The sequence below is a fragment of the Paenibacillus silviterrae genome, from assembly GCF_030167925.1.
Taxonomy (GTDB): Bacteria; Bacillota; Bacilli; order Paenibacillales; family NBRC-103111; genus Paenibacillus_G; species Paenibacillus_G silviterrae.
Genome location: NZ_JASKUT010000001.1, coordinates 1692457 through 1714630, shown reverse-complemented (window position 1 = coordinate 1714630; position 22174 = coordinate 1692457). Strand labels below are relative to the sequence as shown.

Below are 22174 nucleotides of genomic sequence, written 5' to 3'. Positions count from 1 at the left end.
GTATGATACCATGAACCGTTTAACGGGTAAGGTTTCTTCTATAGATGAAATGATCGAACTGATCCGCAACACCCCCGAGCTGATGGAGCAGGTGACCCACTGGCATACGATTCCTCCGCGGGAGGGACAGTATGACGACTTTCCCGATGGGCTGCACCCGCTGCTCCGGGAGGGGCTGGCGTCCAAGGGCATCCATCGCTTATATACGCATCAGGCCGCTTCGTTCCGCGAGGTGGCAGCCGGCAGGCACGTCGTAACCGTAACGCCGACTGCCTCCGGCAAGACACTGTGCTACAACCTGCCGGTGCTGCAGGGCATATTGAACAACGAGAGCGCGCGGGCGCTCTATTTGTTTCCTACGAAGGCGCTGGCGCAGGATCAGGTGGCGGAGCTTCACGAAATCGTGAACAAGATGGAAGTCGATATCAAGACGCATACCTATGACGGCGATACCCCGCCGACGGTTCGGCAGGCCATCCGCAACGCCGGACATATCGTTGTAACGAACCCCGACATGCTGCATTCCGCTATTCTTCCTCATCATACGAAGTGGGTCAAGCTGTTTGAAAATATTAAGTTCATCGTCATCGACGAGGTGCATTCGTACCGCGGCGTGTTCGGGAGCCATGTAGCGAACGTCATTCGGCGGCTGAAGCGGATTTGCCGGTTTTACGGCTCCAATCCACAGTTTATTTGCGCTTCCGCCACGATCGACAACCCGAAGGAGCACGCGGAGCGGCTTATCGGAGAGCCGGTGGCGCTTGTCGACCGCAACGGCGCTCCAGCGGGGGAGAAGCACTTTGTGTTCTATAATCCGCCTGTGGTGAATAAACAGCTGGGCATCCGCAAGAGCAGCGTGCTCGAAACCCGGCGCATCGCCGGGATGCTGCTGAAGCAGGGGGTGCAGACGATCGTCTTTGCACGCAGCCGGGTGCGCGTGGAGATTCTGCTGACCTACCTGCAGGAGCTTATTGCACACGAGCTGGGCACCAAGTCCATCCGCGGCTACCGCGGAGGCTATTTGCCGAAGCTGCGCAGGGAGATCGAGAAGGGACTGCGCAGCGGCGAGATTCGCGGCGTCGTCAGCACGAATGCGCTGGAGCTCGGCATCGATATCGGTCAGCTGCAGGCTTGCGTGCTGAACGGGTATCCGGGAACGATCGCAAGCACGTGGCAGCAGTCGGGCCGCGCGGGGCGGCGCCAAGAGAGCTCCATCACCTTCATGGTGGCGAGCAGCAACCCGCTGGACCAGCATATCATCCAGAACCCCCGCTTTTTCTTCGAGCGGCCGCCGGAGCAGGCCTTAATTCATCCGGATAACCTGATCATCCTGGTTGACCATGTGAAATGCGCGGCCTACGAGCTGCCCTTCGAGGAAGGGGAGAAGTTCGGAGACGAATCGCTCAAGGATATTCTGGAGTTTCTTACCGAGGAGCATATCCTGCACCGCGTGAAGAACCGCTGGTACTGGATGGAGCAATCGTTCCCTGCGCATGACATTTCTCTTCGTTCGGCTGCCCAGGAAAATATCATCATCATCGATATGACGAATGGAGCCCGCGTAATCGGCGAAGTGGACCGCTTCAGCGCCTTGACGATGGTGCACGAGGAAGCGATCTACATCCATGAAGGGGTTCAGTTCCAGGTGGAGAAGCTCGACTATGAGGAGAAGAAGGCCTACATCCGTGAGGTGAGCGTCGATTATTTCACGGATGCGAATTTGGCGGTGCAGCTGAAGGTGCTGCATGTGCACCGGGAATCGATGGATTTCGGGCTGCAGCGGCAATTTGGCGAGGTGACGGTCAATGCGAAGGCGACGATTTTTAAGAAAATCAAGCTGAGAACGCACGAGAACATAGGTTCCGGTCCGATCCATTTGCCGGAGGAGGAGCTGCATACGAGCTCCTATTGGTTTACATTCTCGGACGAAGCGGCGGAGGGCATGACGAACAATGACATGCAATTCGGCTTGCTGGGCTTGTCGAACGTGCTGGTACATATTGCTCCGATTTATTTGATGTGCGATCCGCACGATATTCGCGTGGTGCCTCAGGTCAAGGCGGTTCATAACAAAAAACCGACGATCTTCTTTTATGACCGCTACCCGGGCGGCGTCGGGTTAAGCGAGCGGCTGTACGAGGTGCATGGGGAGCTGTTGAAGGAAGCGAAGCGGCTGATTTCCTCCTGCGGCTGTTTAAGCGGGTGTCCGGCGTGCGTCGGTCCGATCGAAGAGGTCGGGCTGACCGGAAAGCAGCTGGCCCTTGCGCTGCTGCAGAAGGCGGAGGGAGCGCGATGAGCTCGCTTCGGGAACGGCTGCTGAGGCACAAGAAGGGGGAGGCTGCAGGCGGTTCGGGTGCTGCGGCGGAGAAGGAGGCGCCACGGGCTGACGAACGGGTAACGGCGTCCGAGTGGGCTGTCATCCAAGGGGAGCTGTACGAGACCGAATGGGGCTCCTTCGTGCTTCGCCGTGTAGTCTACGAAGAGGGTAAGCGGCACGGCCGATACGAAATTGACGATCTCCGCGGACAAGCCGGCCCTTTAAAGCTGCTGATGTCCGATAGTGAGGTTAGGCAAGCTGTGGAGACGAACGGAATCAGGCACGATCAGCTGCTGTTTTTGGACACGGAAACGACAGGCTTAGGCTTGGGTGCAGGGAATGTGCCTTTCATGATCGGGATCGGATATTACACTGACAACGGCTTCCAGGTAGAACAGATGCTGATCCGCCATCCGGGTGAAGAGCACGCCATGCTTTGCTATTTGCAGCAGAAGCTGGCCAAGCATCCGTATCTCGTTTCCTACAACGGGAAGACGTTCGACTGGCCAATTATTAAGAATCGTTATGTAATGAACCGGCTGAAGGCGGAGCATGAGCCGCTGGAGCATTTGGACTTTCTCTATCCGTCACGCAGCTTGTGGAGGAATACGCTGCCCTCCTGCCGGCTTGGGAAGGTAGAGGAAGCGAGGCTTCAGGTATTTCGAGAGGACGATGTGCCGGGTTCGCTGGCGCCGGAGCTGTATTTTCGTTATTTGGCGGAGCGTGATCCTTCCGTGCTGCAAGGGGTGTTCGTGCACAATGAGCTGGATTTGCTGTCGCTGGCGGGCTTGGCCATTCACTTTGTCAACCTGCTGCAGGGGCGTGTTCCTCTGCACGAGCTTCGTTCCTTTGGGTTCGAGGAGGTTTACCGCTTCGGGCTCTGGCTGGACAAGAACGGTTTGTCCGAGCGTGCGGAGCAGGTGCTAGATCAGCTTGCCTATGAGCTGCTTGAGACGGAAGCAGCAGACGGCGAGAAGGATGAACTCGTATCTGAGGATACAGGGTGCCTGCTGCCACTCGCCCAGTATTACAAGGGGCGGGAACGATACGCGCTGGCCTGCCGCTTGTGGAAACGGTATATTGCTCTCAAGGGAGAGAAGCCGACCTGTTCCTTGGAGCCGTATGTCGAGCTTGCGATGTATTACGAGCATAAGGAAAAATGTTATGAAAGTGCAATTGGCTACGCCGAGCAGGCTTTGAATAAGGTGTGGCAGCGGAGCGCCTTGAAGCGCTCGACACGGGGCAAAGGTCCGTCGACGGGGCGCCGGGCCTCGCAGGAGACCAAGGATGAATCGGCCGACCTGGAGAAGCGTCTGGAGCGATTGAAGAGAAAGCAGCTTTCCGGCTTGGGCCGGAATGGCCCCAGGAAGAACCGTGCTGCTGTTACGGATAAGAAGCCGCCGTCACTGACGTCACGCAACCTGCTGCGCAAGGCGTCGTCTGATGAGCAGCTGAGCTTCACTATCGAATAGACGTATAAAACCGCCTCTTTATGGGAATCTAGTGGAAATGACTTTGCTTTTTTATATAAGCTGCATTTCTACTTAGACAATGGAGGAGGAACGCCTATGCCGGAGCTTCCGGAGATGGAGAACTACCGCAGCCTGCTGAGCGGACGTATGGTAGGCAGAACGATTACCGGCACGGAGGTGGAGCGGGAGAAGTCCATCAATGTGAACCCTGCCGACTTTCATCGGCTGGTAACGGGTCAATCGGTCCGTTTCATCGAGCGGAGAGCCAAGCATTTGCTGTTTCATCTGACGAACGGGTATGTGCTTCTTCTGCATCTGATGCTGGGCGGTTCCATGTTCTTCGGCAGGCATGAGGAGAAGCCGGAACGTTCCGTACAGGTACGGTTAAGCTTTGGAGAAGAGCATTTGTTCTTTATCGGCTTGCGGCTTGGTTACTTGCACCTGCACGAAGAGCATGCAGTAAGGGAGCTGCTGTCCAAGCTCGGACCGGAGCCCTTCGATCCCGCACTGACGGTGGAGCGCTTCACAAAGCTGCTGCGCAGCCGTAAGGGAACGCTCAAGAGTAATTTGGTGGACCAAAGCTTCCTATCGGGCATTGGTAACTGTTATTCCGACGAAATCTGCTTCAGTGCGGGACTGCTGCCGGCAAGACAGACTGCAGCACTTACCGAAGAGGAGAGCGGCAGGCTGTACGCTTCCATGCATCAGGTGCTGCGGGAAGCTACCGGCCATGGCGGTTACATGGATATGCCGTTGTTTGAAGGCGATCGGCTGACCGGAGGCTTTGACAGCCTATGCCGGGTGTATGATCGGGAAGATGAGCCCTGCGTCCGCTGCGGCCATCCGATCGTTCGCCAGGATGTCTCTTCCAAGAAATCGTACTGCTGTACGAATTGCCAGCATTGACGGGGGGAGGGAGTACTCTATGAAGATCGGCTGTCATATCAGCATTCGGCACGGTTATTATGATGCGGCTCGTACGGCGGTGGCTATTGGGGCCACCGCATTTCAGTATTTTCCGAAAAATCCCCGCAGCCTTACCGTAAAGTCCTACAACGAGCACGATGCCCGTAAATGTTCGGATTTTTGCAAAGAGCACGGCTTGGCGTCCATCGCCCATACGCCTTACCCGACCAATCTTGCCGCAGACGAGGGACCGCTCCGGCAGGCAACCGTTGCCTCGCTGAAGAATGATCTGGAGATAGCCGACGCGTGCGGCTCGCTGGGGATTGTGGTGCATTTTGGCAAATATAAGGGAGCAGACCCGTTACAAGGCTATAAAAATATTATACAATGTATCAATGAGGTGCTGAAAGGATATGCGGGGCAGGCTCTGCTGCTCATCGAGAACCAAGCGGGAGAAGGCTCCAGAATGGGGACGACGCTGGAGGAGCTGGTGCAGATTCGCAGTCTGTGCGCAAGGCCGGAGCAGGTCGGGTTCTGCCTGGATACATGCCATGCGTTCGCAGCCGGGTTATGGTCCGATGCACCGGACGGCTGGCAGCGGCTGGAGCAGCAGGCGTTATCTCTTGGCTATATGCAGCAGCTTCGGGCGATCCATCTGAACGACTCCGTCTATCCGAACGGCGCAGGCAAAGACAGGCATGCCATGATCGGCCGAGGGGAGATCGGAGAGCAGCGGTTTCGTACCATGCTTCGTTCCGTTCATGTCGCCAGGCTGCCTATGGTGCTCGAAACATCCGTTCCGGAAGGCGGCACGCATGCCGGAGAAATAAGCTATGTGAAGGAGCTGGCCGGAATATGATTCATGTCTATTTGGACGATTACCGTCCTTGTCCCCGAGGGTTTACCCTTGCTACGAATGCAGAAGAGTGTACCTTACTGCTTCAGGAATGCGAGGTCGATATCTTGTCCTTGGACTATGATCTCGGCTGGGGACAGGAGACCGGGATGGACGTTGTCCGCAGACTGATCGCTTCCGGACGTTATCCGAGACGCATTTATTTGCATACCTCGAGTGTGAGCGGCAGGCTTCGAATGTTTGAAGCTCTCTATATGAACAAGCCTCCGCAGGTGGAGCTGACGAACGGGCCGATGCCCGTGGAATTAATCATGGAAATAGCCAAATACATGGAATAGGTAGTGGTAGCTAATGTCGCAAGTTGTGTCCTTATCGCAAATTTCGTTTATTCGTGAAAACCGCAGCATTTTATCCGAAGTGGAATGGAACGTTAAGCCTGGAGAGCATTGGGTCATTCTTGGGAAGAACGGCTCCGGGAAAACAACGATTCTTGAATTGATTACCGGGTATCAATTTCCAAGCCGCGGACGCGTGGAGGTACTGGGCAATATTTTTGGCCAGTGCGACGTACGCGAGGTGCGCAAGCGGATCGGCTACGTCAGCCAATCGCTGTTTGAGAAGCTCGGACCGTCGGATTCGGTCTGGGAAGTGGTTGCTACAGGAGAGTACAGCTTCCTGCGTTTCTATGAGGAAATTCCGGAAGAAGTGAAGGAAAAGGCGCTCACGATGCTGGAGCGGGTTCGGATCCGCCACCTCGCCGGCCAGCCGCTTATCTCCTTATCGCAGGGAGAGCGGAAGAAGGTGCTCCTCGCGCGCGCTTTGATGACGAACCCGTCGATTCTAATCATGGACGAGCCGTGTGCAGGGTTGGACTTGTTCGAAAGAGAGCGTCTGCTGCAGGATATTAACGAGCTGGGCAGGCAGCAGCTGACCGTAGTGTATGTGACGCATCATATTGAAGAGATTGTGCCGATGTTCACTCATGTGATGCTGCTGAGCGACGGACAAGTGATTGCGCAAGGAGAGAAGCAGCAGGTGCTTACGGAGGAAAATTTAGTAAAGGCGTATCAGGTGCCGATCCAGCTGGAATGGTTCCGAGAGCGCCCTTGGATTAAGGTGCTGTAATGAGCGAAAACGGAGCTGTATTCATAGGTACATCAAATCACGGCTTTGCTCAACAGGCTCAAGAGGAAATTCGCCGTTTGTTCGGAGGAGCGGTAAAGTACCAATGGCTCGTCCCCGGAGAGGTATTTCTGGCACGGCTTGAGGAGGCTTCCTGGGAAGAAACGGTACGGGTCGTGACGGAAAGCGAGCCTGTATTCTTAAGACATCTGCATCCCGTAAACGGGCAAGAAGCGTGGAACGGGAGCTTGGAAAGCTTGGTAGAGGCTCTTCGGGAAAAGCTGGTGCAGCACTCGGCTATCGCAGCGGGGGAGCGGGTGGCCGTTCAAGTCCGAAAAACGGAGCACGCGGCACCCGGGGTTTCGCCCTCGTCGGTGAAGCACGCCTTGGACGAGGTGCTGACGGTGAAGCCTGGAATCGTTCCCGTCGTTAGGGAAGCGGAATGGATCATCTCGCTTTTTCTTACGGAGGACTTGATCTACTGGGGCATCTCGAGGCCTTCCGATAACTTGTCCGATTGGCCGGGGGGAGCCGTCCGGTATCGCAAGGAGGAAGGGCAGGTATCTCGCGCCAAGTTTAAGCTGCTGGAGGCGGAGCAGACGTTCGGGCTTGATTTTACCCAATATCGCGCTGCACTTGATGTAGGAGCAGCCCCCGGAGGCTGGACCTCTCTCCTGCTCGAAAGAGGGCTCGACGTTACCGCAATTGACCCGGCAAAGCTGGATCCGGGCGTTCTAAAGCATCCGAAGCTGACGTATTATCAGAAAAACGCAGGCGATGTTAAGCTGAAGCCGGACTCGTTCGATTTACTCGTGTGCGACATGAGCTGGAGTCCGCGTCAGATGGTGAAGCTGATCCAAGGCTTGCTATATTCGCTCAAGCCGGGCGGGACGGCGATTATTACGCTGAAGCTGATGCACGGTAAGGCGCTGCAGTCGCTGCGTGAGGCGACGGAAGACTTCGAACCGCAGCTGTCGCTCCAGAAGGCGAAGCAGCTGTTCCACAACCGCGAGGAGCTAACGCTCTTTCTCGTGAAGAATGGGTAGGGATCCCCAGTTGAGTATAGAGCATCGACCGGATAAGCAATTTTGGAACGACATTTATGTTCGCAGCAGCGTTCGCGCGGCGGCCTACGATTCATGGCTGGATAAGTACAGCGGCGAGCTGGAGCATTTCCGAATGACGCCTGTTTTGGATTTGGGCTGCGGCGCAGGAAATAACACGCTGTACTTGAGTGAGAGAGGCTTTCCCGTTATCGCGTGTGACTTTTCGGAAGAGGCGCTGCGCTGTGTTCGCACGATCGTTCCGGCTGTGGAGACACTGCTGCTGGACTTGACGGAACCGCTGCCTTTTCCCGACGAATCGGCTCAGCTGGCGATAGCAGATCTAAGCCTGCATTACTTTCCTTGGGAGCAGACAAAGCATATTGTCAGTGAGATACGCCGTTTGCTTAAGCCCCGTGGAGTATTACTGTGCAGGGTGAACTCTACGAAAGATGTGGCTTACGGAGCTGGACAGGGCGAGCTGCTGGAGCCGGGCTATTTTTTATGGGAGGGTCAGCGCAAGCGATTCTTCGACGGCGCTATGCTCGAAGAGCTGTTTCAAGACTGGCAAATAAGCCGGATGGAGGAGCAAGTGCTTCACCGCTACAGTAAACCCAAATGGGTCTGGGAGCTCTGTGCATATACGAAGAAGTAGGGGAGAGGTTTCGATGGAAGAGTTAATTCGTCATTATGGGGAAGGCTTTACCCGTTTATCAGCAGCTCTGGAGGGGGTCGGCGAGGAGCTGCTGAATTTCAAGCCTGCGCGGGACAAATGGAGCATCAAGGAAGTGGTGCTTCACCTGTGCGATGCGGAGATCAACGCCATTTACCGAATGAAGAAGGTCATCTCTGAGGACAATCCGTTGCTGTTCAAATTCGATCCTGACGCTTGGGCAGTGCGTTTAAATTATGAGGGAATGGACTTGAACCTATCATTGCAGCTGTTTCAAGTACTCCGCTTGAGTATGATTCCTGCGCTGAAGCAGCTGAAGGAGGAGGACTGGAGCCGCACTGGGGTCCACAACGTGACGGGAAAGCTGACCCTCAAGGATCTGGTTCAGCAATTTAGCGGTCATGTAGACCGCCACGTTCAGCAGATTGAGCGAAATAAGCAAGCATTTCAGGCTCGGGGGTAAGTGATGCTGCTGCGCCGGCTGCTAGTGCCGTTCGTTCTGTTCCTGCTCATCTTAGGGATGGCTGCTGTTTTTTTGCCGGCGAAGGAAACCAATCTGGGCGTTGATTACCTTGTTGCAACGGCGGCTGCCGAGGAAAGCTTGGCTGTGCCGGAGCCGATTCCCGGTATGCTTCCGCCGCCGGAAGCAACGGTAAATGTCGATTGCCGCCGGCCTTCGGATCACGAAACGGGGATGAAACAGATTGCGGTATCCGTGGCAACCCTCTGGGCCGAACCGGGCGTCGCTCGACCGAAGGACGAGCGTTCCTTGCAAAATCCTGTGCTCTTAAGGGACTGGCTGGAGCCGCTGAGCACGAGGGAGAAGCTGTGGTTTGTCGGTAAGCTGGAAACTCAGGCTCTCCTAGGAACGAATGTTTTTGTTTTGGAGGAAGGCAATGAGTGGGTGAAAGTTGCCATTCCCGAGCAAAATACGCCGAAACGGGAAGAGGGCTACCCAGGCTGGATGCCGAAATCCCAGCTGGCTGAGGTCGAGTTTTCATACGAAGCATGTCCGAAAGCAGTGGTATCCCTGCCTACCGCTTTTCTTCACGAGGCACCGGATCCGTCCAGTCCATCCGTTGAAATCAGCTTTAACACCCTGCTCCCGGTTCTCGGGGAAGAGGAGACATGGCTGGTCGTTGATGCTCCGCAAGGAACGCGTTATGTGGAAAAGGCGTCCGTCTTGATGGAAACCGACATCGAAGCCTCAAGGGAAAAGCTGGTAGAGACAGCTCAGTCCTTCCTTGGATTGCCTTATATTTGGAGCGGTGCTTCAGGCTTTGGCTTTGATTGCTCGGGCTTTACCTATTCGCTGTATCGCTCTATAGGAATTGCCATCCCGCGGGATGCGAAGGACCAGGCTAAGGCGGGGGAGCCAATTCCAAGCAGCGAGCTGCTCCCGGGAGATCTGCTCTTTTATGCTTATGACAGAGGAAAAGGGAAGGTACACCATGTGGCGATGTACATCGGAGAGGGCATGATGATTCATTCTCCGAAGACGGAGTGCCCGCTCGAAATCATTCCAATGAACACACCTGCCTACGCAGCCGAGTTTGCCGGAGCAAGGCGATTTTTTCCATAAGGGTTGATTCTTCCGAAGATTTTGCTATAATACTAATAAATCCCATACTACATAAGCGGAAGCACCGCTGTTTGAAGAACCATTGTTCTTTTTACAGCGCGTGCTTTTTTTTGTGTTTGGGCGATCATTGACGGGAGGAGGTGGAGTATGACGAAGCTGAAGCTCGTGCTGCTGGATGAGGACGCATATTTTAGCGATATGCTGGCGATGTTCATCCGAACAACCGATTACAGTGAAAGGTTTGCCGTGCAGCGATTTACTTCCAGGGAGTCGGCGATGCACTATGTCGCGCGGGAAAGGGAACCGTTCCTGCTGCTGGTTCACGAAGCATTCCTGCCCCTTCCCGATCATGTATTTGAACTGAGGGCAGGAAGCATGATGGTGCTCAGTGAGGCGAATGGTAGCGGCGGAATTGTGGAATACCCGGTTCTATTCAAATACCAGCCCCTGGATCAGATGTTGTCTACGGTAAGCGGACATTACAACGAATTATGCGAGGCTGCCCCTTTGCATGGCCAGAGAGCTTCTCAAATCATCGGATTGTACTCGGCTGTCGGCGGCGCCGGTAAGACGGTCGCAGCTTCCCATCTGGCAAGGCATTGGGTACAGCAAGGGGAGAAGGTTATGTGCGTGTCCCTGGAGCAGCAGCCCTCCTATGCTTGGTATCCCCAAGAGATGCTTGCCGGAGGTCTGTCGGCAGAGGATCCCTTTGCCGAGCTGCTCTACTACATCAGAGCCCAGCCTAAGCAGGTGCCTGCTAAGCTGGAGCAGGTGAAACGCAGACATCCGCGAGGCAGGTACGATTATCTCATCCCTTCTTCAAGCTGGAGGGAGCTGTTGGAATGGCAAGCGGAGGATGTAAGAGTACTGCTGGAATCGTTAGCGGTTTTAGGGGGATATGATCGCATTGTTCTCGATTTGGACTCTTCCTTCCATCCCTCGAACCTGGAAGCAATACGAAGATGCGATGCCTTGTATTGGCTTTTGCTGGACGATGTGGTGCATTTGGACAAGGCTGCGCTCTGCCTCGAACGCATGGGAGCGCAGCTTGGCATACGGGAAGGAGCTTCGCTAGGGGATGATGTCATCTTTGTGCTCAATAAAAGCAGGGGTGCTGTTTTGAACGTTGGCTCGGTCCAAGGCTTTCGCCTTAGGGGAGAGCTCCCCTATATTCCCGAATGGAAGGCTGTTGATCGGGTGGAGGAGTTGTATTCCGGTGCCTTGGCGGAAGCATGGGGACGAATTGTTTCACGGAAGGAGGGAATGGTCAAGTCGCATGTGGTCAATGGAAACGAAGCAAGAGCTGAAAGCCAAAATTCAGGAGCAGCTGGATCTCGGGCAGTCATTGACGGATGAGCAGCTGCTGGGACGGATCGAGCAGGAGGTGTTCGCTTACTCCAGGCTAAGCTTCTTAACCGCGGGAGAAAAGGTGCAGGGCGTGCGGGAGCTGTTTCACTCCTTTCGCGGGCTTGATGTACTGCAGCCGCTGGTGGAGGACAAGACCGTAACCGAGATTATGATCAATGCCCATGACCGAATCTTTATCGAACGTGCCGGGCATGTCACGGAAACCTCCCTCCGTTTCGAGAGCAGAGAGAAGCTGGAAGATGTCATCCAATCCATCGTGGCTAAGGTAAACCGGGTTGTGAATGAGTCTACTCCCATTGTGGATGCCCGTCTGGCGGACGGTTCCCGTGTGAATATCGTGCTTCCGCCCATCGCTCTCAAGGGCCCTGCCATGACGATCCGTAAATTTCCGGAAAAGCCGATGACGCTGGAGGATTTGATCCGCAAGGACGCGCTTTCCGAGGAAGCGGCCCAGCTGCTAAGCACCCTGGTTCGGGCCAAATACAACGTATTTATAAGCGGGGGAACCGGCTCGGGAAAAACGACCTTTCTCGGCGCGCTTTCCCAATGCATCCCTTCGGATGAGCGAATCATTACGATTGAGGATTCGGCTGAGCTGCAAATTACGGGCATACCGAACCTGGTCAGTCTCGAGACTCGGAATGCCAATACGGAGGGCCGGGGCGAAATCTCGATCCGAGAGTTGATTCGTTCCTCGCTGAGGATGAGGCCGAATCGAATCATTGTCGGGGAAGTACGGGGGGCCGAGGCGCTGGATATGCTGCAGGCTATGAATACGGGGCATGACGGCTCGTTGTCGACGGGCCACTCGAACTCTACTGCAGATATGCTCAGCCGATTGGAATCGATGGTGCTGAGCGGAGCACCTCTGCCGATTGAGGTCGTTCGAAGTCAGATGGCCTCCGCGTTGGACATCATGGTCCACCTGTCAAGGCTCCGTGATAAATCGCGACGTGTGACCGAAATCAGTGAGGTTATCGGTCTAGACCAGGGAGCGATTGTGCTTCGCCCTCTGTATCGATTCGTTGAATCGGGCACAGCAGAGGATGGACGAGTTCAGGGAGAACTGAAGTGTACCGGTCAGAAGCTATTTCACACGGATAAGCTGGTGATGGCCGGCCTGCAGCTTCCAGGGGAAGGAGATCTATCATGAGCTTGCAGCTTCTGGTTCGAGCTTCCGCGAAACCGGCAGCCGATGCAGCAGCAAAAGGCTCGCTGCCCGACTATCGACAGTACGCTTTGTCCACCCGGCAGCGTTTCCTATCAATGCTAATCGGGTGGGCGTTCATGGGAGTTACGGCATGGATTTTCTACAAAAGCTTCTGGATGGTTCTGTTGTTCATTGCGGCGGGCTCGCTTTTTCCGGAATGGAGACGCAGGCAGCTGCTCAAGAACCGTAGGGCGCAGCTGCAGCTTCAATTCCAGCAGCTCATGGCTTCCTTATCCTCTTCGCTTGGTGCGGGCAAATCCATCGAATCCGCTTTTGCCGAAGCGCTGGCCGATTTGAGGCTGCTCTATACCGGTACGGAAGCGATGATCATTCGGGAGCTGGAGATCATCCTGCGCCGGATGGAGAACGGAGAAACGATTGAGCGGGCCTTGGCGAGCTTCAGCGAACGGGCGCAGCTTGACGATATCCGGCAGTTCACGGAGGTGTTCATTACCTGCAAACGGACAGGAGGCAACCTCGTCCAGGTCATGCGCCGCACCTCAAGCATTATCCAGGACAAGCTCGCCATCCAACAGGATATCCAAGTGCTGCTGTCCCAGAAAAGATTGGAGTCAAGGGTGCTCTCGCTGGCCCCTGTCGTTATGATCGCCGTGCTGGGGATGACGACGCCGGATTACATGGAGCCCATGTACAGCGGTGTGACCGGTAGGCTGATCATGTCGTTTGCCCTGCTCGTCTTCGCAGCCTGCTTCGTTCTAACGAACAAAATTATGGACATTAGGGTGTGAACGGCATGATGATGTATCTTTTGTTCGCTGTACAGGTTGCGGGAACTGCGGCCGTCTACGCAGCTGCTTCGAAGCGCTACACCGGGTGGATACGTGACCATCCTCCGCATTCGAACCGAATTTGGCTCGCGCCGGTAGGCTTATGGCTGCTTGACCTTATTCGTCCCGGAGACCGGCTTCCGGAACAGGTGGGACGCGTACATCAGATCATGGTGGGTCTTAACGGTGCTAAGGCTGCGCCAGCGCAAACACGCTGGTTTTTGGCCAAATCGTCCGAGGGGATGATCTTTGGGGTTATGGCCGCTACGCTGCTTGCTGCAGCTGCCGATAATTACGAGCTGTTGGTTTACGGAGCCCTGCTCAGCTTACTGCTCCCGATCGTGCAATACCAGCAGTGTAGCCTGGAGCTGAAACGAAGAAAGCTCGATATGCTGATCTCTCTGCCGGAGCTGCTGAATCAATTGATGCTGCTGACAGGAGCAGGAGAAACCGTGCCCCAGGCGCTCATCCGTATTGTGGAGGGCCGGCAGCAGGACAAGGATCCGCTCCTGCAGGAGCTGCTTCCCGTAGTGCAGGTGCTTCGAATGAACGGTTCCTTTGCCAAAGGCATGGAGGACTTCAGTAAGCGGTGCGGACTGCAGGAGGTTTCGCTGTTCACGACGACGCTGCTCTTGAATTATAAACGGGGCGGCGACGATCTGGTCATGTCGCTGCGCGAGCTTTCCGTTACCCTTTGGGAGAAGCGCAAGGCGGTCGCAAAGACGCTTGGGGAGGAAGCCTCGTCGAAGATGGTGTTTCCGATGGTTTTGATTTTTTTCATGGTGATGGTGGTTGTAGCGGCGCCCGCTATGCTGATGATGAATTTGACTAGTCCGTAGAGGAGGAATACAAATGCAATGGGTGCAATTGAGCTGGAAAAGGTTTTGGAAGGAAGAAGAAGGATTAGGCACGTTAGAAATATTACTTATCGTAGCTGTTCTACTAATTATAGCGATCGCGTTTAGAAAATGGATCATGAAATGGGTGAAGGCATTGTTTGATTCGGCGGACGCGCAAGTGACGAATCAAACCGGTACGGTCGGCTCGGACGCTACGTCGATCAGCCCGAACGCAACGCCTTAAATGCGTCTGTGGCGCGAGGTCAAAGGGAGCATTACGCTGGAAGCCTCTCTGGTGCTCCCCGTCATCCTGTTGTCTACTTGTACGCTGCTGCTGCTCTCGCTTTTCGTATACAAGCAGGCTGCCCTGCAGCAAAGGGCGGAGCTCGCGGCTGAGCGTACGGCTTACGCCTGGGATAACAGCAGGAAGGAGCTTGCAACGGGAAGTGTGGCGGCAGGTCAGCATGATAGCCTCTACTGGCGTCTTACCCAGGACAATGTGTTGAATTTATTTCAGTTTCTGCTACCGACAGGAGCGGTAAAAATAGCGCTGCCTTCTACAGTGGAACAAGGCAGCGGTCAAGAGCCGAGAGGCAAGCTGTTGAAAACGGCCGAAAGTCTGGGGGGCATTTGGTCCGGGGAATTGTCCTACCGGAACCTGGGACTGCTGCGCTCGACCCAGGCTCTGCTCCGTTCCGGCTTCCATGCCCCCTTGGCCGGACCGCCGCGGCAGGTGGAGGCACTGGCTACCTCCTATGTGATCGATCCCGTGGAGACGATCCGGCTGGTTGACCTAACGTGGACGTTCGTCCAGGAGATACAAGGCAAAATAAAGCCGAGGCAGGCACTGCAGCTGATGACGGATCCTAAATCGGTGCCCGACGAGCCGGTGCGAATAACAAGCCATGCCCAAGCGGCAGCACATCTTAGAACCTTGGTTGGGGGTCAAGCGACGACGCTTCAGGTAAATCCGACCACCAAGCGGGAGGTGGATGCGCTCGACGCGCAGAGGGTAGCCCATCAAGCGTTTTATACCTTCAACGAGGCGCAGCTGAGGCAGAGCCAGATGCCTAAGGATGTGGAGCTTTTGAAGAGCGGTCAACAAGTTCAGGGAGTCGTTTGGCATTTTTTCAAGCTGTCGAAGCAGCAGAAGGTGAAGCTGTCCCAGGGACTGAAGCAAGAACTGGAACGACAAGGCATTGTAGTCATGATTCATGAATGAAGGGGGGGTGTATTTGCTCCGTAGTGTGCAGCGCTTCTGGAAAGGGAAGCAGGGATCGGTTTCAATTTATTTGGTTCTGATCATTGTGCCGATTTTGCTCTTCTGCGGCGTCCTGATTGATGTCATAAGGTACAAGACGGCGGCGAAGGAGGGAGAACAGGCGGTAAAGGCGGGATTGCGATCGTCCATGTCCGCCTTCTCGCCTCAGCTTCAAAGCTATGGCCTGTACGGACTACCTTCGGAGGAGGAGGGGGAAGCGGCAAATTTTCCGCGTGTTGTAAGCGCCAATCTATCGGATGCCGTCGACTCCAGCCGCTTCCGTTTTATCGACCATAGGCTGGAGGAGGGGACGGCGAAGACGACGCCGGTTTACTCGCTTGCCAATCATCAGGTTCTGAAGCGGCAAATTCTTGAGGAAATGAAATATCGCGCGCCCATGATATACACGCTGGAAATAAGCGATAAATTCAAAAAATCAAGCTTGCCCGTTCAGCTGAATCAAGCGTCCGGCTTCGGAGAGAATGCTGCCAAGATCGAAAAGCTGCTGGAGGAAAGGGACCAGGAGCTGTCTTCCGCTTGGGAAGAGCTGGAGCAGCTGCAGCACAAATCGTCGGATATGTATCCATTTTATAAAACTCAGCTCAGGGATTTGAATGAGCTTAGCGGGCGAATCGGGATTCATACGATTGAGGACGTTCGCGCCACCCTTCAGACCGCCAAGCAGCAGGTGGCTGCACTGCAGGAGCAAATTCGCGGCATCGATCTGTCACTGATGTCGCTTGTTCAAGCAGGTCCTGCGGCCGTTCAGACCATCATTGCCCTGAATGAGTCTCGAAACGCGCTTATGCAGCAGCTTTCGGAAGCAACGCAGCTGGTATCGCAGTACGAGCAGCTGCTGAGCGATTTGCTCCAATATGCGAAGCTGCTGGCCATGCTGAAGCTAAAGGCGGCTCAAGATCAGAAGGATCTTGCGGGACTGCACGAAGCGTTCAAAGAAGCTATGGGGCGGGCTAAGCAGGCTAACGATCAGTTGAATACCGAGCTGCGGCGCATTCAAGGAACTGCTGCGGGATCATCGAATCGGTCGAATGCGGCATTTCAGAGCATCATGCTTATAGAACGCTCCGAGCTTGAGACGTATGAAACCGATGTAGGGGCAGCAGTTGCCTTATTCTCCGGTTTGGAGGTGCAAATCGGGGACGGACTCATGTTTACGCAAGCAAAGTACAGCTCTACGGATTCGGCGCTGGAGTCGTTTCGACTGAAGCTGCACGAGGTTTACACAAGGGAGCAGGTCAAGGAGAACGAGCGAGCGTCAAGAAGCTCTGCGAATCAAAGCGCCAAACGGGAGCAGCGGAGGCAAACGCAAGCGGTGCTGGATCAAGTGAAACGAAGCATGGGCGTTTGCAGCTTATCGGACAGCGTCGATCCCTTCGCTTCCAGCTATCAAGAGCTTCAGGGCGATCCGAGTCGCGGGACAAAGGGTTATTACCAAGCCTATTTGGCTCTTAATGCCGCATCGGGCGTTTTGCAGCCGGTGCCTGAGATAGAGCTAAGCCATCCGGACCGAGCCGGCCTGGGAGCGTTGAAGCTGTTTGCCGGCCTGGAGGAATTTTTTACTGACGTGCGCGATGAGTTTTATATCGATGAATTTGCCGTCAGCAAATTCAGCTACCGCACCCTGGGACTAGAGAAGGATTCTCAGGGAAAGGTGAAGATATCCAAGGAGCTGTCTGCTCCTGAGCAGCACGTGCTCGCCAATCAGGAGCTGGAATATTTGCTCTATGGAGGCGGCTCCTGTGCGTCGAATTATACGATGGCCTATGCAGAGATGTTCGCGATACGCCTGGCGATCGGCACCACAGAAGCGCTGCTGGAGCCGCGTAATGAAGCATTGGCGGCCGGATCCCCGCTGTTGGTTTTTCTAGCCGCCTTGGCTGAAGGAGCCGTCCGAGCGCAGCAGGATATGTTTAAGCTTCTCCAAGGGGAGGAGGTTCCCTTGTCCCGTAAGCTCAGCGGAGCTATCACACTCAGCTACAAGGACTATTTGAGATTGTTTTTGCTGCTCCACAGCAAGGACAAGGTGATGCTATCCAGGCTGCAGGCGCTGGTTCAACTCAATACGGGGCAGGATCTTTCGAAGGCCGCAACGTACATATCCGGAAGGGCAACGACATCCATCCGCTTATGGTTTTTACCGGAAGTTATGAAGCTGATCTCACGGACAGGGTTCTCGGGCTGCGATATGGATAGGAACCGCTGTAAGCTAACCAGCACAGCTGATTTTACTTACTAAGGGGAAAAGCGTATGCAAAAGCGGCAAGCGGAGGAGGGGAGCATGGTCGTAGAGGCGGCGCTGGTGATGCCCTTCTTTCTGACCTTAATCATGCTGCTTGTATCCTTCATTCAAATTTCATTGGCGGAAATGGCGCTACAAACCGCCGTATCGGAAAGCTCCAAGGTCATCGCCTCCAATATGTATCCGGTTCGCCACCTATATTTGCAGGGGCAAGCCCGATGGCAGCAGAGCGCCGCCGGTGTATGGCTGGAGCAGATCGTCTCGCAGGTGCAGACGGCAAGACAAACGGTGACCGATGCGGAGGCATTTGCGGATGACTATGCCCAGTGGATCCCTGAGCCATTGCTCATGGCGGTCAAGTGGGAGAAGGAACGGAGAGAGAAGCTGGAAACCCTAGGGCAGGACGCAGCTCAAACAGTAAAAGACCGCGTCAACGAGGGGCTTCGGGACGCAGCGACTCCCATCGTGGCAGCCTTTGCCGACGAACGCAGACTACGGCGCGAGAAGCTGAAGGTAACGAAGCTGGTTTTTCCAAGCTTTGAGAATATGGGGGAGGCCTATCTAGTGATTGAAGCGCAATACGAGCTTACTTTACACATTCCCTTTTACCGCAAGACGATCTTGCTGAAAAAACAAGCCATGGAAAGAGCTTGGATCGGAGGTGACGGATGATCGCTTATGGCGTAGCTGGGGCCCTCATAATAATTGCCTTTTACAGCGATATCCGTACCCGTAAAATATCGAATGGACTTACGGTGACATGTTTCGTCTTGGGGCTGCTGGTGCATCTTTACCTTAGCGGGTTTAACGGGTTGTTGTTTTCCTTGCTTGGCGCCGCAGCCGGGTTTGTTCCCATGCTCATGCTGTATATGACCCGCGCGGTGGGGGCAGGCGATGTCAAGCTGTTTGCCGCACTCGGCGCGCTGATTGGGACGGAGATGACGCTGCAGCTCGTTTTTGCATCACTAATGGCTGCAGGTATAGTAGCGCTGCTTATTCTCCTGTGGAGGAAGGAAATGGTTATTCGTGGTCAGCGGCTTCTGTTTTCCATGTTTCGCATCGGCGTTTTGCATGACAGGGAGGAGCTCAGAGACGTGGTTCGTGCAGATGGGTATTTGCGGTTTCCGTTTATGTGGGCTGTGCTGCCCGCGTCAATAGGTCTATATTTTCATATGACAGGATAAGGAGGCTCATGCGTGAAGGAGCAGTTGTATGGCTTGCAGGTTGATTTTACCAACGAACACGGACAATTTATGGTCTTATCCGATCGGGACGGGTTAGTACAAGAGCAGCTGAATTCGTTTCAAGTCAAAATGCTCACGTGGAATCGGCTTCCGAGGCTGTTGCCGCTCCAGCTTGACTCCAGAGACGGAAACATTCAGCTGTATTATTCGATCGAGGGCAAGAGGATGCTGTCCGCATGGTTGAGGCAGGAGAGCTTAACCTTAAAGCAATTTTATCAAGTGCTGTATACACTCACTGAGGTGCTGGACGACAGCAGAGCCTGCATGCTTCAGCCGGGAAGATATATCTTAATGGAGGACTACATATTTTGCGGGCGCGGGCTGGACGATCTTTATTTGACCTATATTCCAAAGGAGCAGCTTGAAAATAAAGGCTCGATTTCATCCGATTTGCAGCATCTGGCTTCACGCCTGGTTTACAGGGTGAAGGAGCTTACGGGCAGCGGATTTCAAGAGCTTATGAGCTATTTGCAGGAGGAATCGTTTTCCGTATCGGAATTGAAGAAATTGCTGCACAAGCATATTGCCCAACTGGAGGAACCGTACAACACTGTAAATCCCGATCCAAGGCCGCGGACATTCACCTCTCCGCAACCTATGTTTGAAGAGGAGCTGCACCGCCAAACACCTATAACGGCTTCACCTATGGGCGCGGTGACAGCAGATTCGTTTCTGCAAGAGGAGCGTGCGGACGATTCGAAGAATAAGATTAAAAGACAATGGCTAACCGCAGCCATGTTTGTATTGCTCCTTGCACTCATCTGGCGCTTGTATGCCGAGAATCCGACGGAGCTTTACCTGTATATATGTTCAGGTATAAGCCTAGTTAGTGTAGGATTGGCGTTTGTTCTATTCAAAAAGCTCTCCTCCTCTGCCGTATCGACGTTGCCGGATGAGCCGTTCGAGCCCTTTTTCTTCGACGATTCACACTCAAAAGCTGCAGCAATAGGTCACACGCCATCGATCCCCTTGGCTCAAGATGGCGCTCCGGACAGCTCTCAGCATACCGTGCTGCTGGCGCATTCCCAAGCCACTGTATTGTTATCTCCGTCTGCCATAATGGAAGAGAGCTTATACCCTCGGTTGGAATACATAAAGAACGGGAAGCAAGAGCAGGTGGAGCTTCGAAAATCACATTTCGTCATCGGCCGCGCCGGTGTCGAGGTAGACTTTGTGCATGAGGACAAGGGGGTGTCCCGAATCCATGCGGAAATCATCCGCGAAAACGGCGTATATGTGGTGAAGGACTTGGGATCCCGCAACGGAACGATGCTGAATGGCACAGCTTTGGTGCCTTACAGGGTGTATTCTTTGCAGGATGGTGATATAGTTAAGATCATACGAACTGATTTTACGTTTCGAATGGGGTCTTAACACGTGAAAACCAAAATTGCGGTTCACTGGCAATATGGAGCGGCCACGCATTCCGGCTGGTTCCGCACGACGAATGAGGACCGCTCCTTGCTGCGGATGGGTACTACGGCTGCCGGCATGCCTTATGCCGCCGCTGCCCTCGCGGATGGCATCGGCGGCGTAGGGGATGGCAGGACAGCCAGTGAAACGGCCATGCAGGCCGTAAAGCAATGGCTGGATGAGCGGCTTCCGCAGCTTCTGGAGGACAAGCACCCGATAGATCGGGTGGAGTCTTCCCTGCAGGGACTGTTCCGGGCGATTCATCGGCTGCTGCTTGAACGGGGAACGGAGACGGGAACAACGCTCGGGACTACGTTAACCGTGCTGTTTTTGATGGACGAAACCTTTCTTATTGCGCATGTTGGAGATTGCCGCATTTACTATATTCCTTGGCGCGGAGGACTTAAGCGGCTGACGAAGGATCATTCCTGGGTATCGGAACAGATGCGGAGAGGGAGAATGACCCGCAGTCAAGCACGTACGCATCCCAAGAGACACGTGCTGATTCAGACGCTGGGCATACGTGTGGAGCCAAGCGTTTATATCCGCCGTGGAATGTACACCCCACGCTCCGTCTTTTTGTTCAGCAGCGACGGCTTCCACGACCGATTCACCGATTTGAAGCTGTCGGAGCTGCTGAAGTCTGCAAGGGAGCCGGACCGTGATCTTCAAGAGCTTGCGGATGAGCTGCTGGATAAGGCACTGGACAGACAAGCGGAGGACAACATCAGCCTTATGCTGATCAGCCCTATGACACGGACCTGTACGGATCGGGTACGCTGGACTCGCCGTTTGAAGAACGTCCACCGTCAAGTGAAAAAGTTATTGGAGCTTATTCCGGTCTATCTTCGAAAGTGATATAATAGAATTTCATTTACTTTACCATTGGATAACCAGACTGCCACGCCCAATAAGAAAGCCGCTCCTACAAGAGCGGCTTCATGATCATAAGCCAAAGCATGACGAACAGGACGAATAAATAAATGTACAACGATCGGCTTAGCTTGGCTACAAGAGCACTGCGGTCGTGATCCGGCTCGCGGAGCCGCCGCAGCGTGGGTGAGAAGGCCCGAGCAAGAAAGAACAGGGAAGCGAAGAGGACGACGAACGTTCCGAAGATCCACGGTGTCGTCCAAGGCCATTTGCCGATCCACATAAGCAGCAAACCGGAGAAGACGAGGACATGTCCGGTATGCTTGGACAGTCTGACAACATATTGAAACGAGTCCAAATAAATCAGCAGCTGGGTATCGTCCGCCGTCCGCAGCCTGCGAAGCATGGGGATCAGCACAAGGAACGGCCCTACGGCTGCAAGAGCGCTTAATACATGAATGAAGACGAGCAGGGAGTAGATCATTGTCATGGTTACAAATGCCTCCGAAGAAGTGGATAGAAAAAAACAGTGTAGCGGCGCTGGCAACTACACTGTTTTTTGTGTCATGTTAGATCGCGCGAAATTCGTGAACCCAAACCTTCATCTGAGGCATCCAAGGCATGCCGGCATGCATCGATAAGATATAGTTTTTGTACTCTTCGAGGGAGCTGTAGCCTTCGGATTTAATGTTCTCATCGTTAAGCTCGCCCAGGGATTGCTGATACACGCTGGTAACCTCGAACTTCTTTCCTTGAAGCTCCATAATTTCGCCGATATCGGCATAACGGCCGTTTCTGCGTGTAGCGGTTTTCTCGCCGCTCAGTACCTTTTGGATGTCGGCATCAACAGTAATCATACGCTCGATCGAGCATGTTTTTGGCGGCAATGTTGTTTCAGACACAGGACTCATCCTCCTAGAACTTAATCACAAGTAGCTTACACGAAA

23 protein-coding genes are annotated in these 22174 nt (G+C 54.4%); 21 read left to right on the top strand and 2 right to left on the bottom strand.

Annotated features, from left to right (window positions below; translation table 11 throughout):
- The first annotated feature begins 10 nt into the window (after positions 1–10).
- From QMO62_RS07450 to QMO62_RS07350, 21 genes are all read left to right on the top strand, one after another.
- Positions 11–2296 (top strand): DEAD/DEAH box helicase, encoded by a 2286-nt coding sequence (locus QMO62_RS07450; protein ID WP_284639918.1) that lies wholly within the window; start codon positions 11–13, stop codon positions 2294–2296.
- Positions 2293–3789: a ribonuclease H-like domain-containing protein gene (locus QMO62_RS07445; protein ID WP_284639916.1), complete on the top strand. Its 1497-nt coding sequence runs from the start codon at positions 2293–2295 to the stop codon at positions 3787–3789. Before QMO62_RS07450 ends, QMO62_RS07445 begins: the two co-directional genes overlap by 4 nt.
- 96 nt (positions 3790–3885) lie before the next feature.
- A complete protein-coding gene (locus QMO62_RS07440; RefSeq protein ID WP_284639914.1) occupies positions 3886–4695 on the top strand; it encodes an Fpg/Nei family DNA glycosylase in 810 nt (269 codons plus the stop codon).
- A 19-nt stretch (positions 4696–4714) separates the two neighbouring features.
- Positions 4715–5554 carry a deoxyribonuclease IV gene (locus QMO62_RS07435; protein ID WP_284639913.1) on the top strand — a complete coding sequence of 280 codons (840 nt, stop codon included), beginning with the start codon at positions 4715–4717 and terminating at the stop codon, positions 5552–5554.
- A complete protein-coding gene (locus tag QMO62_RS07430; RefSeq protein WP_284639911.1) occupies positions 5551–5889 on the top strand; it encodes a cyclic-phosphate processing receiver domain-containing protein in 339 nt (112 codons plus the stop codon). Before QMO62_RS07435 ends, QMO62_RS07430 begins: the two co-directional genes overlap by 4 nt.
- 13 nt (positions 5890–5902) lie before the next feature.
- Positions 5903–6676 carry an ABC transporter ATP-binding protein gene (locus QMO62_RS07425; RefSeq protein WP_284639909.1) on the top strand — a complete coding sequence of 258 codons (774 nt, stop codon included), beginning with the start codon at positions 5903–5905 and terminating at the stop codon, positions 6674–6676.
- Positions 6676–7719: an SAM-dependent methyltransferase gene (locus tag QMO62_RS07420; RefSeq protein WP_284639907.1), complete on the top strand. Its 1044-nt coding sequence runs from the start codon at positions 6676–6678 to the stop codon at positions 7717–7719. Before QMO62_RS07425 ends, QMO62_RS07420 begins: the two co-directional genes overlap by 1 nt.
- Before the next feature lie 10 nt (positions 7720–7729).
- On the top strand, positions 7730–8371 hold the full coding sequence (locus tag QMO62_RS07415; RefSeq protein WP_284639905.1) for a class I SAM-dependent methyltransferase: 642 nt from the start codon (positions 7730–7732) through the stop codon (positions 8369–8371).
- Between the two features lie 13 nt (positions 8372–8384).
- The gene (locus QMO62_RS07410; RefSeq protein WP_284639903.1) at positions 8385–8852 is read left to right on the top strand and encodes a DinB family protein; all 468 of its coding nucleotides are present in this window, start codon (positions 8385–8387) and stop codon (positions 8850–8852) included.
- Between the two features lie 3 nt (positions 8853–8855).
- A complete protein-coding gene (locus QMO62_RS07405) occupies positions 8856–9971 on the top strand; it encodes a C40 family peptidase (RefSeq protein ID WP_284639901.1) in 1116 nt (371 codons plus the stop codon).
- Between the two features lie 147 nt (positions 9972–10118).
- A complete protein-coding gene (locus QMO62_RS07400) occupies positions 10119–11327 on the top strand; it encodes a P-loop NTPase family protein (RefSeq protein WP_284639899.1) in 1209 nt (402 codons plus the stop codon).
- Complete coding sequence (locus tag QMO62_RS07395; RefSeq protein WP_284639897.1) at positions 11248–12492, top strand: TadA family conjugal transfer-associated ATPase; 1245 nt, start codon at positions 11248–11250, stop codon at positions 12490–12492. The genes QMO62_RS07400 and QMO62_RS07395 overlap by 80 nt, the downstream gene beginning before the upstream one ends.
- Entirely contained in the window at positions 12489–13298 is an 810-nt protein-coding gene (locus tag QMO62_RS07390) for a type II secretion system F family protein (protein WP_284639895.1), read from the top strand. The genes QMO62_RS07395 and QMO62_RS07390 overlap by 4 nt, the downstream gene beginning before the upstream one ends.
- A gap of 5 nt (positions 13299–13303) precedes the next feature.
- Complete coding sequence (locus QMO62_RS07385; protein ID WP_284639894.1) at positions 13304–14176, top strand: type II secretion system F family protein; 873 nt, start codon at positions 13304–13306, stop codon at positions 14174–14176.
- 13 nt (positions 14177–14189) lie between these two features.
- On the top strand, positions 14190–14420 hold the full coding sequence (locus QMO62_RS07380; protein WP_284639892.1) for a Flp1 family type IVb pilin: 231 nt from the start codon (positions 14190–14192) through the stop codon (positions 14418–14420).
- A complete protein-coding gene (locus QMO62_RS07375) occupies positions 14421–15398 on the top strand; it encodes a hypothetical protein (protein ID WP_284639890.1) in 978 nt (325 codons plus the stop codon).
- Positions 15399–15411: 13 nt separating this feature from the next.
- Positions 15412–17694: a hypothetical protein gene (locus tag QMO62_RS07370; RefSeq protein WP_284639888.1), complete on the top strand. Its 2283-nt coding sequence runs from the start codon at positions 15412–15414 to the stop codon at positions 17692–17694.
- Positions 17695–17706: 12 nt separating this feature from the next.
- Positions 17707–18369, top strand: a complete 663-nt coding sequence (locus tag QMO62_RS07365; protein ID WP_284639887.1) for a TadE/TadG family type IV pilus assembly protein — start codon at positions 17707–17709, stop codon at positions 18367–18369.
- A complete protein-coding gene (locus QMO62_RS07360; RefSeq protein ID WP_284639885.1) occupies positions 18366–18881 on the top strand; it encodes an A24 family peptidase in 516 nt (171 codons plus the stop codon). Before QMO62_RS07365 ends, QMO62_RS07360 begins: the two co-directional genes overlap by 4 nt.
- 12 nt (positions 18882–18893) lie before the next feature.
- Positions 18894–20315 (top strand): DUF6382 and FHA domain-containing protein, encoded by a 1422-nt coding sequence (locus tag QMO62_RS07355; RefSeq protein WP_284639883.1) that lies wholly within the window; start codon positions 18894–18896, stop codon positions 20313–20315.
- A gap of 3 nt (positions 20316–20318) precedes the next feature.
- A complete protein-coding gene (locus tag QMO62_RS07350) occupies positions 20319–21212 on the top strand; it encodes a PP2C family protein-serine/threonine phosphatase (protein WP_284639881.1) in 894 nt (297 codons plus the stop codon).
- Positions 21213–21279: 67 nt separating this feature from the next.
- Here QMO62_RS07350 and QMO62_RS07345 read toward each other — a convergent pair whose 3' ends face one another.
- Positions 21280–21717, bottom strand: a complete 438-nt coding sequence (locus QMO62_RS07345) for a hypothetical protein (RefSeq protein ID WP_284639880.1) — start codon at positions 21715–21717, stop codon at positions 21280–21282.
- Positions 21718–21796: 79 nt separating this feature from the next.
- The gene (locus QMO62_RS07340) at positions 21797–22138 is read right to left on the bottom strand and encodes an ASCH domain-containing protein (RefSeq protein ID WP_284639878.1); all 342 of its coding nucleotides are present in this window, start codon (positions 22136–22138) and stop codon (positions 21797–21799) included.
- Positions 22139–22174 lie beyond the last annotated feature (36 nt).